The sequence below is a fragment of the Methylobacterium sp. J-030 genome, assembly GCF_022829545.1.
Lineage (GTDB): Bacteria > Pseudomonadota > Alphaproteobacteria > Rhizobiales > Beijerinckiaceae > Methylobacterium.
In genome coordinates, this window is sequence record NZ_JAKSYM010000369.1 from 87,792 (window position 1) to 101,738 (window position 13,947).

The 13,947-nt window shown below is 69.9% G+C and carries 16 protein-coding genes; 5 read left to right on the forward strand and 11 right to left on the reverse strand.

Annotated elements, in window-relative coordinates:
* Positions 1-11: 11 nt before the first annotated feature.
* From MKK75_RS29350 to MKK75_RS29360, 3 genes are all read right to left on the reverse strand, one after another.
* Positions 12-302, reverse strand: a complete 291-nt coding sequence (locus tag MKK75_RS29350) for a type II toxin-antitoxin system RelE family toxin (RefSeq protein ID WP_244046012.1) — start codon at positions 300-302, stop codon at positions 12-14.
* Positions 292-480, reverse strand: coding sequence for a plasmid stabilization protein (locus MKK75_RS29355; RefSeq protein ID WP_244046084.1), 189 nt, complete (start codon positions 478-480; stop codon positions 292-294). Before MKK75_RS29355 ends, MKK75_RS29350 begins: the two co-directional genes overlap by 11 nt.
* Positions 481-577: 97 nt before the next feature.
* Positions 578-1,000, reverse strand: coding sequence for an EVE domain-containing protein (locus MKK75_RS29360; RefSeq protein ID WP_244046013.1), 423 nt, complete (start codon positions 998-1,000; stop codon positions 578-580).
* Positions 1,001-1,400: 400 nt separating this feature from the next.
* Between MKK75_RS29360 and MKK75_RS29365 the strand changes: the two genes are divergently transcribed.
* Positions 1,401-3,767 (forward strand): EAL domain-containing protein, encoded by a 2,367-nt coding sequence (locus MKK75_RS29365; protein WP_244046014.1) that lies wholly within the window; start codon positions 1,401-1,403, stop codon positions 3,765-3,767.
* Between the two features lie 255 nt (positions 3,768-4,022).
* Positions 4,023-4,499 (forward strand): hypothetical protein, encoded by a 477-nt coding sequence (locus tag MKK75_RS29370; RefSeq protein ID WP_244046015.1) that lies wholly within the window; start codon positions 4,023-4,025, stop codon positions 4,497-4,499.
* A 66-nt stretch (positions 4,500-4,565) separates the two neighbouring features.
* On the opposite strand, the gene MKK75_RS29375 is transcribed toward MKK75_RS29370, so the two are convergent.
* The 6 genes from MKK75_RS29375 to MKK75_RS29400 form a co-directional block, all read right to left on the reverse strand.
* Positions 4,566-4,868 (reverse strand): hypothetical protein, encoded by a 303-nt coding sequence (locus MKK75_RS29375; protein WP_244046016.1) that lies wholly within the window; start codon positions 4,866-4,868, stop codon positions 4,566-4,568.
* A gap of 190 nt (positions 4,869-5,058) precedes the next feature.
* Positions 5,059-6,051 (reverse strand): NAD(P)H-dependent glycerol-3-phosphate dehydrogenase, encoded by a 993-nt coding sequence (locus tag MKK75_RS29380; protein WP_244046017.1) that lies wholly within the window; start codon positions 6,049-6,051, stop codon positions 5,059-5,061.
* Entirely contained in the window at positions 6,048-6,899 is an 852-nt protein-coding gene (locus tag MKK75_RS29385) for a GNAT family N-acetyltransferase (RefSeq protein ID WP_244046018.1), read from the reverse strand. Before MKK75_RS29385 ends, MKK75_RS29380 begins: the two co-directional genes overlap by 4 nt.
* Complete coding sequence (gene tsaD / locus MKK75_RS29390) at positions 6,896-7,960, reverse strand: tRNA (adenosine(37)-N6)-threonylcarbamoyltransferase complex transferase subunit TsaD (RefSeq protein WP_244046019.1); 1,065 nt, start codon at positions 7,958-7,960, stop codon at positions 6,896-6,898. The genes MKK75_RS29385 and tsaD overlap by 4 nt, the downstream gene beginning before the upstream one ends.
* Positions 7,961-8,215: 255 nt before the next feature.
* Complete coding sequence (locus tag MKK75_RS29395; protein ID WP_244046020.1) at positions 8,216-8,425, reverse strand: molybdopterin-binding protein; 210 nt, start codon at positions 8,423-8,425, stop codon at positions 8,216-8,218.
* 74 nt (positions 8,426-8,499) lie between these two features.
* The gene (locus tag MKK75_RS29400; RefSeq protein WP_244046085.1) at positions 8,500-8,847 is read right to left on the reverse strand and encodes a DUF2293 domain-containing protein; all 348 of its coding nucleotides are present in this window, start codon (positions 8,845-8,847) and stop codon (positions 8,500-8,502) included.
* A gap of 114 nt (positions 8,848-8,961) precedes the next feature.
* Here MKK75_RS29400 and MKK75_RS29405 point away from each other — a divergent pair, with 114 nt between their 5' ends.
* Positions 8,962-9,264, forward strand: a complete 303-nt coding sequence (locus MKK75_RS29405; RefSeq protein WP_244046021.1) for a hypothetical protein — start codon at positions 8,962-8,964, stop codon at positions 9,262-9,264.
* Positions 9,265-9,331: 67 nt separating this feature from the next.
* Here MKK75_RS29405 and rpsD read toward each other — a convergent pair whose 3' ends face one another.
* Positions 9,332-9,949, reverse strand: coding sequence for a 30S ribosomal protein S4 (gene rpsD / locus MKK75_RS29410; RefSeq protein ID WP_244046022.1), 618 nt, complete (start codon positions 9,947-9,949; stop codon positions 9,332-9,334).
* A gap of 192 nt (positions 9,950-10,141) precedes the next feature.
* Between rpsD and MKK75_RS29415 the strand changes: the two genes are divergently transcribed.
* Entirely contained in the window at positions 10,142-10,636 is a 495-nt protein-coding gene (locus tag MKK75_RS29415) for a GNAT family N-acetyltransferase (protein WP_244046023.1), read from the forward strand.
* 58 nt (positions 10,637-10,694) lie between these two features.
* Here MKK75_RS29415 and MKK75_RS29420 read toward each other — a convergent pair whose 3' ends face one another.
* Positions 10,695-12,329 carry an alpha-D-glucose phosphate-specific phosphoglucomutase gene (locus MKK75_RS29420; RefSeq protein ID WP_244046024.1) on the reverse strand — a complete coding sequence of 545 codons (1,635 nt, stop codon included), beginning with the start codon at positions 12,327-12,329 and terminating at the stop codon, positions 10,695-10,697.
* 468 nt (positions 12,330-12,797) lie between these two features.
* Here MKK75_RS29420 and MKK75_RS29425 point away from each other — a divergent pair, with 468 nt between their 5' ends.
* Positions 12,798-13,700, forward strand: coding sequence for a DUF3800 domain-containing protein (locus MKK75_RS29425; RefSeq protein WP_244046025.1), 903 nt, complete (start codon positions 12,798-12,800; stop codon positions 13,698-13,700).
* Positions 13,701-13,947: the final 247 nt, after the last annotated feature.

A 13,947-nucleotide genomic window follows, 5' to 3' on the forward strand; every position in this document is an offset into this window, starting at 1 on the left:
GGCATGGGTCGTCACTCCACCGTCCGCCGGGCCGCGATCCGGTAGACCTCGTTTCGCTCCCGCTTGCCCACCGCGACGACGAGCACGATGAGCTCCCGGTCGCGCACCGCGTAGACCAACCTGAATCCTGCGCCGCGCAGTTTAATTTCGTATCGCTCCTTCGCGCCGTGAAGTCGGGCCGAAGGAACCTTCGGGTCACGCAGGCGCTCGGAGAGCTTGGCCTTGAACTGATCCCGCACGGGCGCATCGAGGCGCCGCCATTCCTTCAGCGCTTCGTCGAGAAAGGCGCGTTCATCGCTCATCGAGCGTGACACGATGAATCGCTTGCCCTTCACGGGCATCCGCGAGGGCATTCAATTCAAGGTCTTCGATCCGCGCCAGCAAATCTTCGTAGGCCTTGGCGGGGATGCAATAGAAAGCCGGTTCGTTGCGGTTCAGGATCGCCACGGGGAACCCTTCGCCAGCGGCGACGGTGCCCATCGGATTCGTCTTCAGATCGGAGATGCTGGCCACGGTGGCGGCGTGCAGGGCACGGGCCTAGGGAGTGCTCCTTATCGTGCTCTTCATAATACGCGCATCAGGTCTTCGGTACGGCGCCCAGCGCGCAGACCCGGGCCCATTCGGCCTCGGTCACCGGCTGCACCGACAGGCGGGAATTGGTCACCAGCACCATGTCGGCGAGCGCCGGATCGGCCTTGATGGCGTCGAGCGTCACGGGGCGGGGCAGCGCCGCCACGGCACCCACGTCGACCATGCCGAAGCGGCCGGTCGCGTCGGTATGGTCCGGGTAGTAGGGCCGGATCACCGCCACGATGCCGACCACGGCCTTGCCCTCGTTCGAGTGGTAGAAGAATCCCTGCTCGCCGACTTGCATGGCCATCAGGTGCTTCTTGGCGAGGTGGTTGCGCACCCCGTTCCAGAACGTGCCGGCCGCGCCGGCCGCGACCTGCTGGTCCCACGACCAGGTCGCGGGCTCGGATTTGAACAGCCAGTACGCCATCGCCGCATCCCCACCGGCCGCCCGGTTCGGCGGCGCGCCCCGCCTTAGCGGTTCCCGGTCGCGTTGCCACGACCCGCGACGGCGATGCCGCATCGGTCGGACGAGGCTGAAACGTTCACACGTCTCCATCGGAACGGCGATGAACGGCGCCGCGCCCCTCCCGCCCCCTCTGCGGGGCAGGGCGCGGGGGAGATCTGAACCGCCAGACCCGTCGACCGGACGGGGGTCCCGAAGGCGAGGTGGGAATCCGCCAGCCCGCCCGGGGGAAAGGGCGGGGCGCTGGCTACAGCGACCTATGTCCCATCCAACGCGCCGTAGATCATGGCTGTTGTTCAAATATTAAACTCTAACCCTTAGTAAAGCGAGCAACAACGCCGCCTAACCACCGCTGATTGTTCATATGCTGACCGTGATCGGCTGCTTCGTCGGGGAACACAACCTGTGGCTGGTGGCCCTCGCGGCCCTGGTCTGCACCCTGGCGAGCACGACGGCGGTCGAGCTGCTCACCCATGCCGGGCGGGCCGGCGGGCGCGGGCGCTACACGTGGCTCGCGGTCGCCGCGATGGCGGGGGGCTCGGGGATCTGGGCCACGCATTTCCTGGCCATGCTCGCCTACGCGCCGGGGCTGCCCTCGGGCTATGGGATCGGCCTGACGCTCCTGTCCTACGCCGATGCCGTCGCGATCACCGGGCTCGGCTTCGCCCTGGCGACCACGGGAGGCCGGGCGCGGGCGGCGATCGGCGGCGCCGTCGTGGGCGGCGGCATCGCGGCGATGCACTACACCGGCATGGCCGCCTATCAGGTGCCGGGACATCTGATCTGGAGCCCGGCGGTGATCGCCGTCTCGGTGGCGGTCGGCGCCATCCTGGGGGCGACGGCGCTGGTCGCGGGCCTGTCGACCGGCAGCGTCCGGGGCCGGACGCTCGGGGCCGGGCTGCTGATCCTGGCGATCTGCGGCCATCACTTCACCGGGATGGGGGCGGTGACCATCCTGCCCGATCCCACGGTGGCGATCCCGGCGAGCGCGATCCGGACCGAATGGCTCGCCGCCGCGGTCACCCTGGCGAGTTCGCTGATCCTGCTGCTCGCCGGGGCCGCCCTCCTCCTCGACCTGCGGGAGCGGCGGCGGGCCGAGTCCGAGCGCGAGCGCCTGCGCAGCCTCGCCAACGCGGCCGTCGAAGGCCTTGTCGTGTGCCGCGGCGGCCAGATCGTCAGCGCCAACGAGGCCTTCGCCCAGCTCGCCGGCACCGAGGCCGCGGCGCTGGTGGGTGCGAGCCTGTCGGCCTACCTGCCGGGTCTCGCGGCGGCGGCCAGGATGACCGGTGAGTCCGTCGAGGCCGAACTCGTTCCGGCGGGCGGCGGGAGCATTCCCGTGGAGGTGATCATGCGCCCGGTGGCGGAGTACGGCCGCCAGCCGCACTACGCCGTGGCGGTGCGCGACCTGCGGGCCCGCCGCCGCGCCGAGAGCCAGATCCACTACCTCGCCCACCACGACGCCCTGACGGGGCTCGCCAACCGGACGAGCTTCCACGCGCGGCTGGAGCGGGAGATGCGCGCGGCGGACGGCCAGGGCACCCGCCTCGCGGTCCTCTGCCTCGACCTCGACCGCTTCAAGGAGGTCAACGACCTGTTCGGCCACGCCGCGGGCGACGCGATGCTGCGCGACCTCGCGCTGCGCGTCGGCGGCCTGCTCGACGGGACGCAACTGATGGCCCGGCTCGGCGGCGACGAGTTCGCGATCCTGACCCCGCAGACGGACCGCTCTGCCGAGCGGCTGGCCGAGCGGATCTTGACCATGCTCGCGGCGGTGCCGGCGGCCTCCGGCCCGGTGATCGCCACCAGCATCGGCATCGCGGTCTATCCGGACGACGCGCTGGACCAGCGGGCGCTCCTGAGCCACGCCGACGCCGCCCTGTACCGGGCCAAGGCCGAGGGGCGCGGCACCTGCCGCCGCTACGACGCCAGCATGGGCGCGCAGATCCGCGACCGGCGCATGCTGGAGCACGACCTGCGCCACGCGGTGTCCCGGGGCGAGCTGGAACTCGTCTACCAGCCGCAGACGCGGATCGAGACCGGCGCGGTGATGGGCTTCGAGGCGCTGCTGCGCTGGCACCATCCGGAGCGCGGCTCGGTCTCTCCGGCCCTGTTCGTGCCGATCGCCGAGGAGACCGGGGCGATCCTGGAGATCGGCGCCTTCGTGCTGCACGAGGCCTGCCGGACGGCGGCCCTCTGGCCGCAGCCGCTCGCGATCGCCGTCAACGTCTCGGCGGTGCAACTCCACAACCCACACTTCGTGCAGTTCGTCCACGGGGCGCTGTTCGAGAGCGGCCTGGCGCCCGAGCGCCTGGAGATCGAGATCACCGAGACGGCGCTGATCCGCGATCCGGCGCGGGCGCTGCTCACCCTGCGCCAGCTCAAGGCGCTCGGCGTGCGGATCGCGATGGACGATTTCGGCACCGGCTATTCCTCGCTGTCGAACCTGCGCTCCTTCCCGTTCGACCGGATCAAGATCGACAGCTCGTTCATCAAGGCGGTCCACAGCAACCCGCAGGGGGCCGCGATCGTGCGCTCCGTGCTGGGCCTGGGGCGCGGCCTCGGCCTCGCCGTGGTGGCGGAGGGCGTGGAGACCGACGAGGAGCTGTCCTTCCTGGCCGCGGAGCACTGCACCATCGCGCAGGGCTACCTGCTCGGGCGGCCCTCGCCGATCGCGCACTTCGCCGAATACACCCACGGCGGCGCGCCGGAGCCGGTCACCGCCGCGGCGTGAGCGCCCCGCGGCGTCAGCCTGCCGCCCCCCGCCGGCCGAAGGCGAGCCGGCTCAACGCCGCGAAGCTGCAGGCGCCGAGCGCACCGTAGGGCATCACCCAGCCGAACCCTTGAGCCAGGGCCTGCCGGCTCAGCGCCAGGACGGTTCCCTCGGCGGGCTGGTTGCCCGCCGCGACGGCCTCCGCCAGGACGTCGCGGGATCCGGCGCCCCCGGGCAGCCGCCCGCTCGAGGCCCGCCCGGACGCCCCGGAGCAGGATGAATCCCATCACCGCGATGGTGAGCGCCAGGGCGGTCATGCGCGCACTCATGTCCATGCCGGAGGCCATTAAGGCCCGCCCCCTGCTCGACGGCTTCGAGGCGGGTACCCTCGACGCGGTGATCGTGCGCAGCGACGACGACCGGCGCGCGGGCGCGGTTCCGGGGCCGGAGCCCTTCGGCTGGTTCGCGGCGCCCGGCTTCGTCCACCGGGCCGGCGAGCCCCGGCGCCCGGCGGCGCGCGCGCCCTGCTGCGCCGTGCGGGATGTGGCGCTCCGACAGCTCGACCGGGCCGCGATCCCCTGGACCGAGGTCTTCGCCGGCGGCACGGCGGCGATCGGGGCCGCGCTGTCGCTCGTGCCGCACGCGGCCCTGTCCGACCCGCGGACGCGGGCGTCGCTCCGGGCGGTCACGGCGGCGTTCCGCACCGCGCCCCGCGTCGGCTGCGCGGCGCGGATGGGCGTTCCGGAGGGCTGAACCCCGGGCGACGGCCGGGATCCGCCGCCGCGGCGGCGCGCCGAACCGATCTCGATAGAAGGAGCTCTAATGCCCCAGCGAACGCCCGCCGGCCTCGGAGGCGCGCTTCTTCTTGCGCTTGCCGACCTTCAGCACCGCGTCCGCGTTCTCCTCGGCGACACGCTCGGCCAGGGCGAAGGTGTGCAGCTCGGCGGTCGCTTCCTGCCCGGCCGACGGCCCTTCCGCCACCGCGTAGAAGGCAGCGCGGACGATCTCCTTCTTGCTCGCCTCCGGGTGCCGTTCCTTCACGGCGATCCGGATCGCCTTCGGCTTCATTCCCGGCGCGGCGATGCTGCGCAAGGTCGCCGCGATCTCCTGGATCGATGCCATCCGTCCCGCTCTCTCGTTCAGACGCGCTGCCCGCGCTCCCTCGGGTCTTAACCGATGTTACACTTCGATGACACAGCCCCGCGCGGCGTCCTGCCGGACCCGAGTCGCTCCGGTCTCGGGCGTGGCTCTCAGCCTTCGTTTCGACGCGCGCTCTCACGCCGAACCGGTATCCATTTCGGCGGAGCGCGCTCTAATCCGTCTCCCCGCGCAGCGGTCGCGCCAGCAACCCGGCGACCACATCATCAACCCCGGCGGCGCCCGCCACGATGGCCGCGACGGCCTGCGCCACCGGCATCTCGACGCCCTGCGCCGCGGCAAGGCCCGCCAAGGCCGCGGCCGTGAAGGCGCCCTCGGCGAGCTTGCCGCCCGCGGCCGCCTCGGGGCTCGCCCCGGCGCCGAGCCGCTGTCCGAAGGCGAAGTTGCGCGATTGCGGCGAGGAGGCGGTGAGCACGAGGTCGCCCAGCCCCGAGAGGCCCATCAACGTCTCGGGCCGGCCCCCGAAGGCCCGGGCGAAGCGCATCAGCTCGGCAAAGGCGCGGGCGATCAGCGCCGCCCGGGCGCTCTCGCCGAGGCCGCGCCCGGCCACGATCCCGCAGGCGATGGCCAGCACGTTCTTGCCGGCCCCGCCGATCTCGACGCCGCGCACGTCGTCGGTGTGATAGAGGCGCAGGCTCGGCCCGGAGAGCAGTGCGCTCAAGGACGCGGCGAGGCCGGCATCGGCCGCCGCCAGGGTCACGGCGGTGGGTAGGCCGCGGGCGACGTCGGCCGCGAAGCTCGGGCCCGACAGGACCGCGACGGGCGTGCCCGGCGGCAGGACCTCCCCCGCCACGGCGCTCATGAAGCTGTCGCTGCCGCGCTCGATCCCCTTCGCGCAGAGGATCACCGGCCCGGCCTCGCCCAAGGGCGCGCGCAGGGTTTCCAGCACGCCGCGCACGGTCTGGGCCGGCACCACCAGGAGGGTCGCCCGGGCGCCGGCGAGTCCGTCCGACTCTGCCGTCGCCCGGATGCGGTCGTGCAGCGGCACGCCCGGCAGGTAGCGCGGATTCTCGCGCCCGGCCTGGAGCCTGGCAGCGGCCTCCGGGTCGCGCAGCCAGAGCGACACCGGATGCCCGGCGGCGGCGGCGGCGTTGGCGAGCGCCGTGCCCCAGGCGCCCCCGCCGACGACGTTGATCGGCGCGCTCATGCCGTGACCTCCGCGCGTTCGAGCCGATAGAGCCGATGGGTCCGCAACGGCCCGTCCGGTACCGCCGGATGCGGGAAGGTTCCCGACGGGACCATGCCGAGGCGCTCCATCACCGCCCGGGAGCGGTCGTTTCCGGCGGCCGTGTAGGCCACGACGGCGCGGATGCCGCAGCGGCCGGCGAGGTCGGCGAGCGTCAGCCGCGCGGCCCGGGTGGCGATGCCGCGGCCCCAGGCGTCCCGCGCCAGGCGCCAGCCCAGCTCGATCGTCGCGCCGATCTGCTCGCCCCCCGGGAACGGCATGGCCCGCATGATCCGAAAGGCGCCGACGAAGCCGAGGAACCGCCCGCCCTGCTCGACCGCCCAGGGTCCGAAACCGTCGGCCACGAAGCGCAGGTCGCAGCTGCGCGCTTCGGCGGCGCTCTCCGCCTCCGTCCGGGGGCGGGGGAAGTGGGCCATCACCCTCGGGTCGGCGTTGAGCGCCGCGAAGGGAGCCGTATCGTCCGGGCGCCAGCGCCGCAGGATCAGGCCGCCGTCCCGGAGGGCGTCGGGCACCGCGGCGGGCGCGATCTTGCCCCGCCACGCGAGGGAGCGGCGGTTCAGGAATGCGAGATCCGCATGGCCCGTGAGCACGGCCTCGCCCAGCGCGATCGCCGCGTCCAGTCGATCGAGCGGCATGTTGGCGTGGGCCGGCGGGCGGATCTGGTCGCGCCAGGGCCCGCCGCAGGTATTGTCGAGGAGGATCCGGGCGAAGCAATGGTCGAGGCGCACCGGCCAGCCCGGGCGGGCGGCCTCGGGCAGGCGGCCCTCGACCAGATCGCGCCAGTGCGCGCGGCGCGCCGCCTCGCTCATCCGGCTTGAACCGCCGCGGCGGCCGGATCGGCCGAGAGCGGCCAGCGCGGCCGGGCCGGGGCGGTGAGGTCGTCCACGAGGCCGAGGCGCAGGCGCTCCAGGCCGGCCCAGGCGATCATCGCGCCGTTGTCGCCGCAGAGCCGGAGGGGCGGGGCGACGAAGCCCAACCCCGCCTCGCCGGCCAAAGCCGCGAGCGCCCGGCGGACCGCGCCGTTGGCCGCCACGCCCCCCGCCGCCACCAGGGCGGTGGGCCGTCCGGCCACGCCCGAGAAGGCGCGGAGCGCGACCCGGGCGCGGTCCACAACGACATCGACCACCGCGGCCTGGAAACTCGCGCAGAGATCGGCCACGTCGCGCTCGGCGAGCGGGGCGATCTTCTCCGCCTCGATCCGCAGGGCGGTCTTGAGCCCGGAGAGCGAGAAGTCGGCCTCGCGCCGGCCGAGCATCGGCCGGGGCAGGGCGAAGCGCTCGGGATCGCCGGCCGCGGCCATGCGCTCGACCTCGGGGCCGCCGGGATAGCCGAGGCCGAGGAGCTTGGCGACCTTGTCGAAGGCCTCGCCGATGGCGTCGTCGATGGTGGAGCCGAGCCGCACGTAGTCGCCGACGCCGCGCACCGCCAGGAGCTGGGTGTGGCCGCCCGAAACCAGCAGCAGCAGGTACGGGAAGGCGATCCCGTCGGTCAGCCGAGCGGTGAGGGCGTGGGCCTCCAGGTGATTCACGGCGAGCAGCGGCTTGCGGGTCACCAGCGCCAGGGTCTTGGCGGTAACGAGGCCGACTAGCACGCCACCGATCAATCCGGGCCCGGCCGCCACCGCGATCCCGTCGAGATCGGCCAAGCCGATCCCCGCAGTCCTGAGGGCGCGGTCGATCAGCCGGTCGAGCACCTCCACATGGGCGCGGGCGGCGATCTCGGGCACGACGCCGCCATAGGCCGCGTGCTCGGCGATCTGGCTCAGCACCTCGTCGGCGCGGATCTGCCCGACGCCCTCCGCGTCGATCGAGACCACGGCGGCGGCGGTCTCGTCGCAGGTGGTCTCGATGCCGAGCACCGTCTTCTGCACGGGCGGATCTCCTCGTTCGGGCGGCATCCTAGCCACCGGCGGGCCCGGCGCGAAGGCGGGGCCGGGTCTGAGCTGCGTCGCGCGAAGGGCTCAAGTCGTGGTCTCGAAAGGTCGAGACCTTTCGCGGGTCCAGGGCGGAGCCCTGGTCAAGAACTCAGGGCTCCGCCCTGAGAACCCGCCCAAGGGCTCGCCCTTGGGAAACCCGGATCCCGGATCAAACCGACCCTCACCCGGGCGGCGCCGCGTCCTGCCGACTCAGTCGACCGCCACCATCACGTCGGAGGCCTTGATCACCGCGTAGGCGGAGCCGCCGGCGACGAGCTTGAGCGCATCCACCGCTTCGTTGGTGATCGAGGCCGTGACCACCTGCCCGGGGCTGATCTCGATCTTCACGTGCGACGTGGTCGCGCCCTTGTCGACCGAGACGACCGTGCCCTTGATGACGTTGCGCGCGCTGATCTTCATGAGTCCGATATCCCTGCCGCACCGGGCGGCCCCGGCCGGTCTCCTACAGCATGGCGGGCCCGCGCGCGACCGCCTCAGCGTGAATCCGGGGTGGGATCGCCGTCCGGCTCCTCCTCCCGATCGGCCTCTTCGGGGATCGGCGCGGCCCCCCAGGTGACGAGCGCCGCGTTGAGGTCGTCGAGGACGAAGTGCCGGGCGCTGGCCCGGTCATACCCGTCGGCCAGGAGATCATCGTAATCGGTGAAGACGTGGCGGGCATAGGTCACGAGGGCGAGGCGCGCCGCGGTCTCGGGGGCGGCCCGGCGCAGGCCGGGGCTCGCCAGCGCCCGGTCGAGGGCGGCCTCGGCCTCGAAGGCCGGCAGGCGCGGGGCGATCCGCGCCAGCGCCGACGCCACCGCCTCGCGCCGGTTCCGGGGGGGCATTGCGTCGCTCACCGGGTCGTCTCCGGCGATGTGATTTCATCGCCGGGATCCGCTAGGGTCGCGGCCGGAGGAGGCGGGGCAGGCAAACGAGACCCCGCCGGGGAGATCAGGTCCATGGCAACCATCCGTCACGCGGTGATCCTGGGCGTCCTGCTCGGGGCGGCTCCGGCCCTGGCCCAGGGACCGGGCCAGGCTCCAGGCACCGCCTCCGGCGCGACCCCGGCCGGCCGGGGCGGGCGGCAGATCACCGCCACGGGCCAGACCAAGCCCCCCGTCGCCGGCGCGCCGGCCGCCGGGACGCCGCGCCCCGTGAACGAGGCCGAGATGATCAAGGCCCAGAAGGCTGCGGAAGCCCGCTCGAAGGCCTGGGACAGCAAGATGCGCAACACGATGGGCTCGATCTGCCACGGTTGCTGAGGCCGGACAAACGCGAAGGGGCCGCCCGATGGGCAGCCCCTCCGTCGAGACCGTCGCCGGCCGGATCTTAGCGGGAGTAGAACTCGATGACGAGGTTCGGCTCCATCTGCACCGGGTAGGGCACCTCGGACAGGCCTGGGATACGGGTGACGCGGGCGGTCATCTTGGCGTGGTCCGCCTCGATGTAGTCCGGAACGTCGCGCTCGGAGAGCTGGGTCGCCACGATGACGATCTCGAGCTGGCGGGAGGACTCCTTGACCTCGATGAGGTCGCCGGCCTTCACCTGATAGCTCGGGATGTTGACGCGCACGCCGTTCACCTTGACGTGCCCGTGGTTGACGAACTGGCGCGCGGCGAACGGGGTCGCGACGAACTTCGCCCGGTAGACCACGGCGTCGAGGCGGCGCTCGAGCAGGCCGACGAGGTTCTCGCCCGAGTCGCCGCGCAGGCGGATCGCCTCGGCGTAGTAGCGGCGGAACTGCTTCTCGGTGATGTTGCCGTAATAGCCCTTGAGCTTCTGCTTGGCGCGCAGCTGCGTGCCGAAGTCGCTCATCTTGCCCTTGCGGCGCTGGCCGTGCTGGCCGGGGCCGTACTCGCGGCGGTTGACGGGGCTCTTCGGGCGGCCCCAGATGTTCTGGCCCATGCGGCGGTCGAGCTTGTGCTTCGCCTGAATCCGCTTCGACATGTTTCGCGTCCTCTCGGGATCGAGATTGAGGAACGCGCCCTCCTCTTCCCGGGCGAAGGCCCGGGACGACAGGGCGGGAGGATCCCGCCCACGGGTGCGCGTGAAAACGCCAAGGGGCCCCGTGCGGAGCCCCATCGACGGGCTGCGTCTTAGGGGAAGGCGGCTGTGGGGTCAACCACCGGGGGTTTTGCGATGGACGAAACGGTTGCGATCCGGCGCGCCGGGCCGGCGGACGCGGAGGCGATCCGGGCACTGGTCGAGGCGGCCTACACCAAGTGGATCCCGCTGATCGGCCGCCTGCCGACGCCGATGCGGGCGGACTACGCCGAGGCCCTGCTGGCCCACCGCTTCGACCTGCTGCAGGCCGGCCCAAATCTCGCCGCGCTGATCGAGACGCAGGCCGAAGCCGACCATCTGCTGATCGTCAACGTGGCGGTGCATCCGGCCTTCCAGGGGCATGGCCTCGGCACCCGGCTGCTGGGTCTCGCCGAAGCGATCGCCGCGGAGGCGGGTCTGGCGCAGCTGCGCCTCTACACCAACAAGAAGTACGTCGCGAACCTGCGCCTCTACGGTGCCCTCGGCTACCAGGTAGAGCGGGAGGAACCCTATGACGGGCCGGGCCGGACGCGGGATGACGACATCACCGTGCATATGGTGAAGGGGATGCCGGGACCCGATCGTCCGTGATGCGTCGGGGCTCCGCCCCGACACCCCGCCAAAGGGCGTAGCCCTTTGGCAACCCCGCTCAGGTCACCACGCTCGGCTCGGCCCGGCCGGTGCGGTGCTCGATCTCGGCGATCGTGCGGGCCGCCGCCGCCACGGAGGCGAGGACCTCGGCTACGGGCAGGTCGAGCCGGTCCGGGGCGTTCTCGTAGCGCTCCAGATAGACCCGCAGCGTCGCCCCGGCGGTGCCGGTGCCCGAGAGCCGGAACACGGCGCGCGCATCCTCGGCGAAGCCGATGCGGATGCCCTGGCGCTCGGTGAGCGAGCCGTCCACCGGATCGCGATAGGCGAACTCGTCGGCCGTCGACACCGTGAGGTCACCGATCCGCGTGCCCGGCAGCCCGGCGAGTTTCTCGCGGAGCGCGTCCATCAGGCCGTTGGCGGCGTCCGAATCCACCTCCTCGTAGTCGTGTCGGGCGTAGTAGTCGCGCCCATAGGTCCGCCAATGGGCCCGCACCAGCGCATCGGCGCGCTCCCCCGTGGCCGCCAGGATGTTGAGCCAGAGCAGCACCGCCCAGAGCCCGTCCTTCTCGCGCACGTGGTTCGAGCCGGTGCCGGCGCTCTCCTCGCCGCACAGGGTGATGAGGCCCGCATCGAGGAGATTCCCGAAGAACTTCCAGCCGGTGGGGGTCTCGTAGGCCCGGATGCCGAGGGCCGCCGCGACCCGGTCGGCGGCGCGGCTGGTCGGCATGGAGCGCGCGACCCCCGCCAGCCCGCCCGCGTAGCCCGGCGCCCGGTGGGCATGGGCGGCGAGCAGCGCGAGGCTGTCGCTCGGCGTCACGAACAGGCCCGGGGCCACGATCATGTTGCGGTCGCCGTCGCCGTCCGAGGCGGCACCGAAATCCGGCGCGTCCGGCCCCTGCATCAGGTCGAACAGGTCGTGGCAATGGACCGGGTTCGGATCCGGGTGATGGCCGCCGAAATCTTCCTTCGGAATGGCGTTGACGACCGTCCCCTGGGGGGCGCCGAGCATGCCTTCCAGGATCGCGGTCGCGTAGGGGCCGGTCACCGCGCTCATGGCGTCGAAGCGCATGCGGAAGCCGGAGGCGAACAGGCGCGACACCGCGTCGAAATCGATGAGCGTGCGCATCAGTTCGGCATAGTCGGCCACCGGGTCGATCACCGTGACCGTCATGGCGCCGAGCTTGGTCTCGCCGAGCCGGTCGAGGTCGAGATCCGGGGCCTCGACGAGGCGGTACTCGGTCAGCGCCTTGGCCCGCTCGAAGATGGCGTTGGTGAGGGATTCAGGCGCCGGTCCGCCATTGGCCGCATTGAACTTGATGCCGAAATCGCCCTCCGGCCCACCCGGGTTGTGGCTCGCCGACAGGACGATGCCGCCGAGCGCCTTGGCCTTGCGGATCACGCAGGAGGCGGCGGGCGTCGAGAGCAGGCCGCCTTGCCCGACCAGCACCCGGCCGAACCCGTTGCCGGCGGCGAGGCGCAGCGTCTTCTGCACCACCTCGCGGTTGAGAAACCGGCCGTCGCCGCCGAGCACCAGCGTCGCGCCCGCCTTGTCGGGCAGGGTGTCGAAGATCGCCTGGACGAAGTTCTCGACGTAGTTCGGCTGCCGGAACACCGGTACCTTCTTGCGCAGGCCGGAGGTGCCCGGTTTCTGGTCGGGGAAGGGGGTGGTGGCGACGGTGGTCGGAGTCGTCATGCGTGGGCGTCTCCCGGGATCTTGCGCTTCAATGCCTGTCCAGCGGCGCGGCGTCATCAGCTGTGGCGACAACGGCGACCTTTATTTCACGGTGTTTCGCCGGATCGGGCGACGGAATCCGCACTTCTCGGCAGCCCAGGGATGCTGGGACGTTGCGCCGGCCGAGAGCCCTTGGTTGAATCCCCCAAGCTGCCAGACAAGGCGAGGGAAGAACACCATGGCGGGCGGACCAGCACAGACCGATCCGAACGGAACGTGGCTAAAGCCCTTCGAACCGGCTGCACCACTCTCCGGGCATCAATTTTCCCGCGTAAAATGACGGGCTTCAATGTCGTTGACGGGGGTTCCGCCGCGGTGCCATTTACAAGATGGCTGATTGCATATCTGCTATTTAGACGCGGCGATCAAGACATCTTGTGGTAAAATTAAATCATTGACTTTTGCTCACACGCCACTTTGAATTGGAGGATGTGCGATAGCTCCGCCCCTACGTTTCCTTATGAGTACGTCGCTTATATAGATGAAGCAGGGGATCCGGGCCTCAGCCGGGTGAAACCCAATTTCACAAATGGCGCAAGCGAATGGCTGATCGTGTCTGCCGTCGTAGTAGCGCGTCCACGTGAGAATGAAGTCGGTCAGTGGGTCCGGTCAATGATCGGGCGACTGAAAAATCATCAGCGGAAGAGCATCCACTTCGCGGATCTTAATGCGGCAAAAAGGTCTTTCGTTTGTGCTGATTTGGCAAACCGTCCGGTGCGCTGTTTCGTAGTCGCCTCTAACAAAAAGAACATGCAGGGCTACAAGAATCCATTTGCTGAAAAAATATCAATGGATGTCAACTGGTTTTATTGCTGGTTAACACGACTACTTCTAGAACGAGTAACTTATTGGGTCGAGAAACAATCCATTTCAAAATTTGGCGCGCCTAAGAAACTGAGACTTGAATATAGCGCTCGAGGCGGTCTTTCCTATTCTCAGCTGAGTGCATATTTTGAATTACTGAGAGTAAAAAGCGGCGATCTCAAATTGCCATTAGGAAATTTACGCTGGTCCACAATAGACAGAGATCAAGTATTTATATATCCCCATGAACAGCGTGCCGGCCTACAAATGGCCGATATAGTAGCAAGCGCGTTCTTCAAAGCTTGCGATGTCTATGATACAGGAGCATGCGATCCGCAATTTGCAAAATTGTTGTCGCCGCGCATGGCACGTGACCCTGATAAAATGTCCGGCAGGATCTGCGGCTTTGGGGTTAAATTAATGCCAAAATGGAACTTGGCAAAATTGCTACCCGAACAGCAAGTGATATTTAACGAATACGGGTATCCTGGATCTCAGTGGTGGGACCCGGACTCGTCTATTCCATGAGCGGCTAAGCCCAGCTTCGGCATTTTGCTGAGCGTCTCACGAATGCCACGGGACTACAAATACCCGCAGCCGAGGGATACCCGGCGCCCCACCACAATCATGTTAAGCGAAAAGACTAAGAAAGTCAACCCGATTATTTGAACTTTGACATTAGGCTAATAACTTGTTCGCATTAGGATTTCGATTTTGCGTCGATCTCGCCGATGTCAGCCCGACGGCAAGCAGGACCATCAACTGCGTGTCGAGG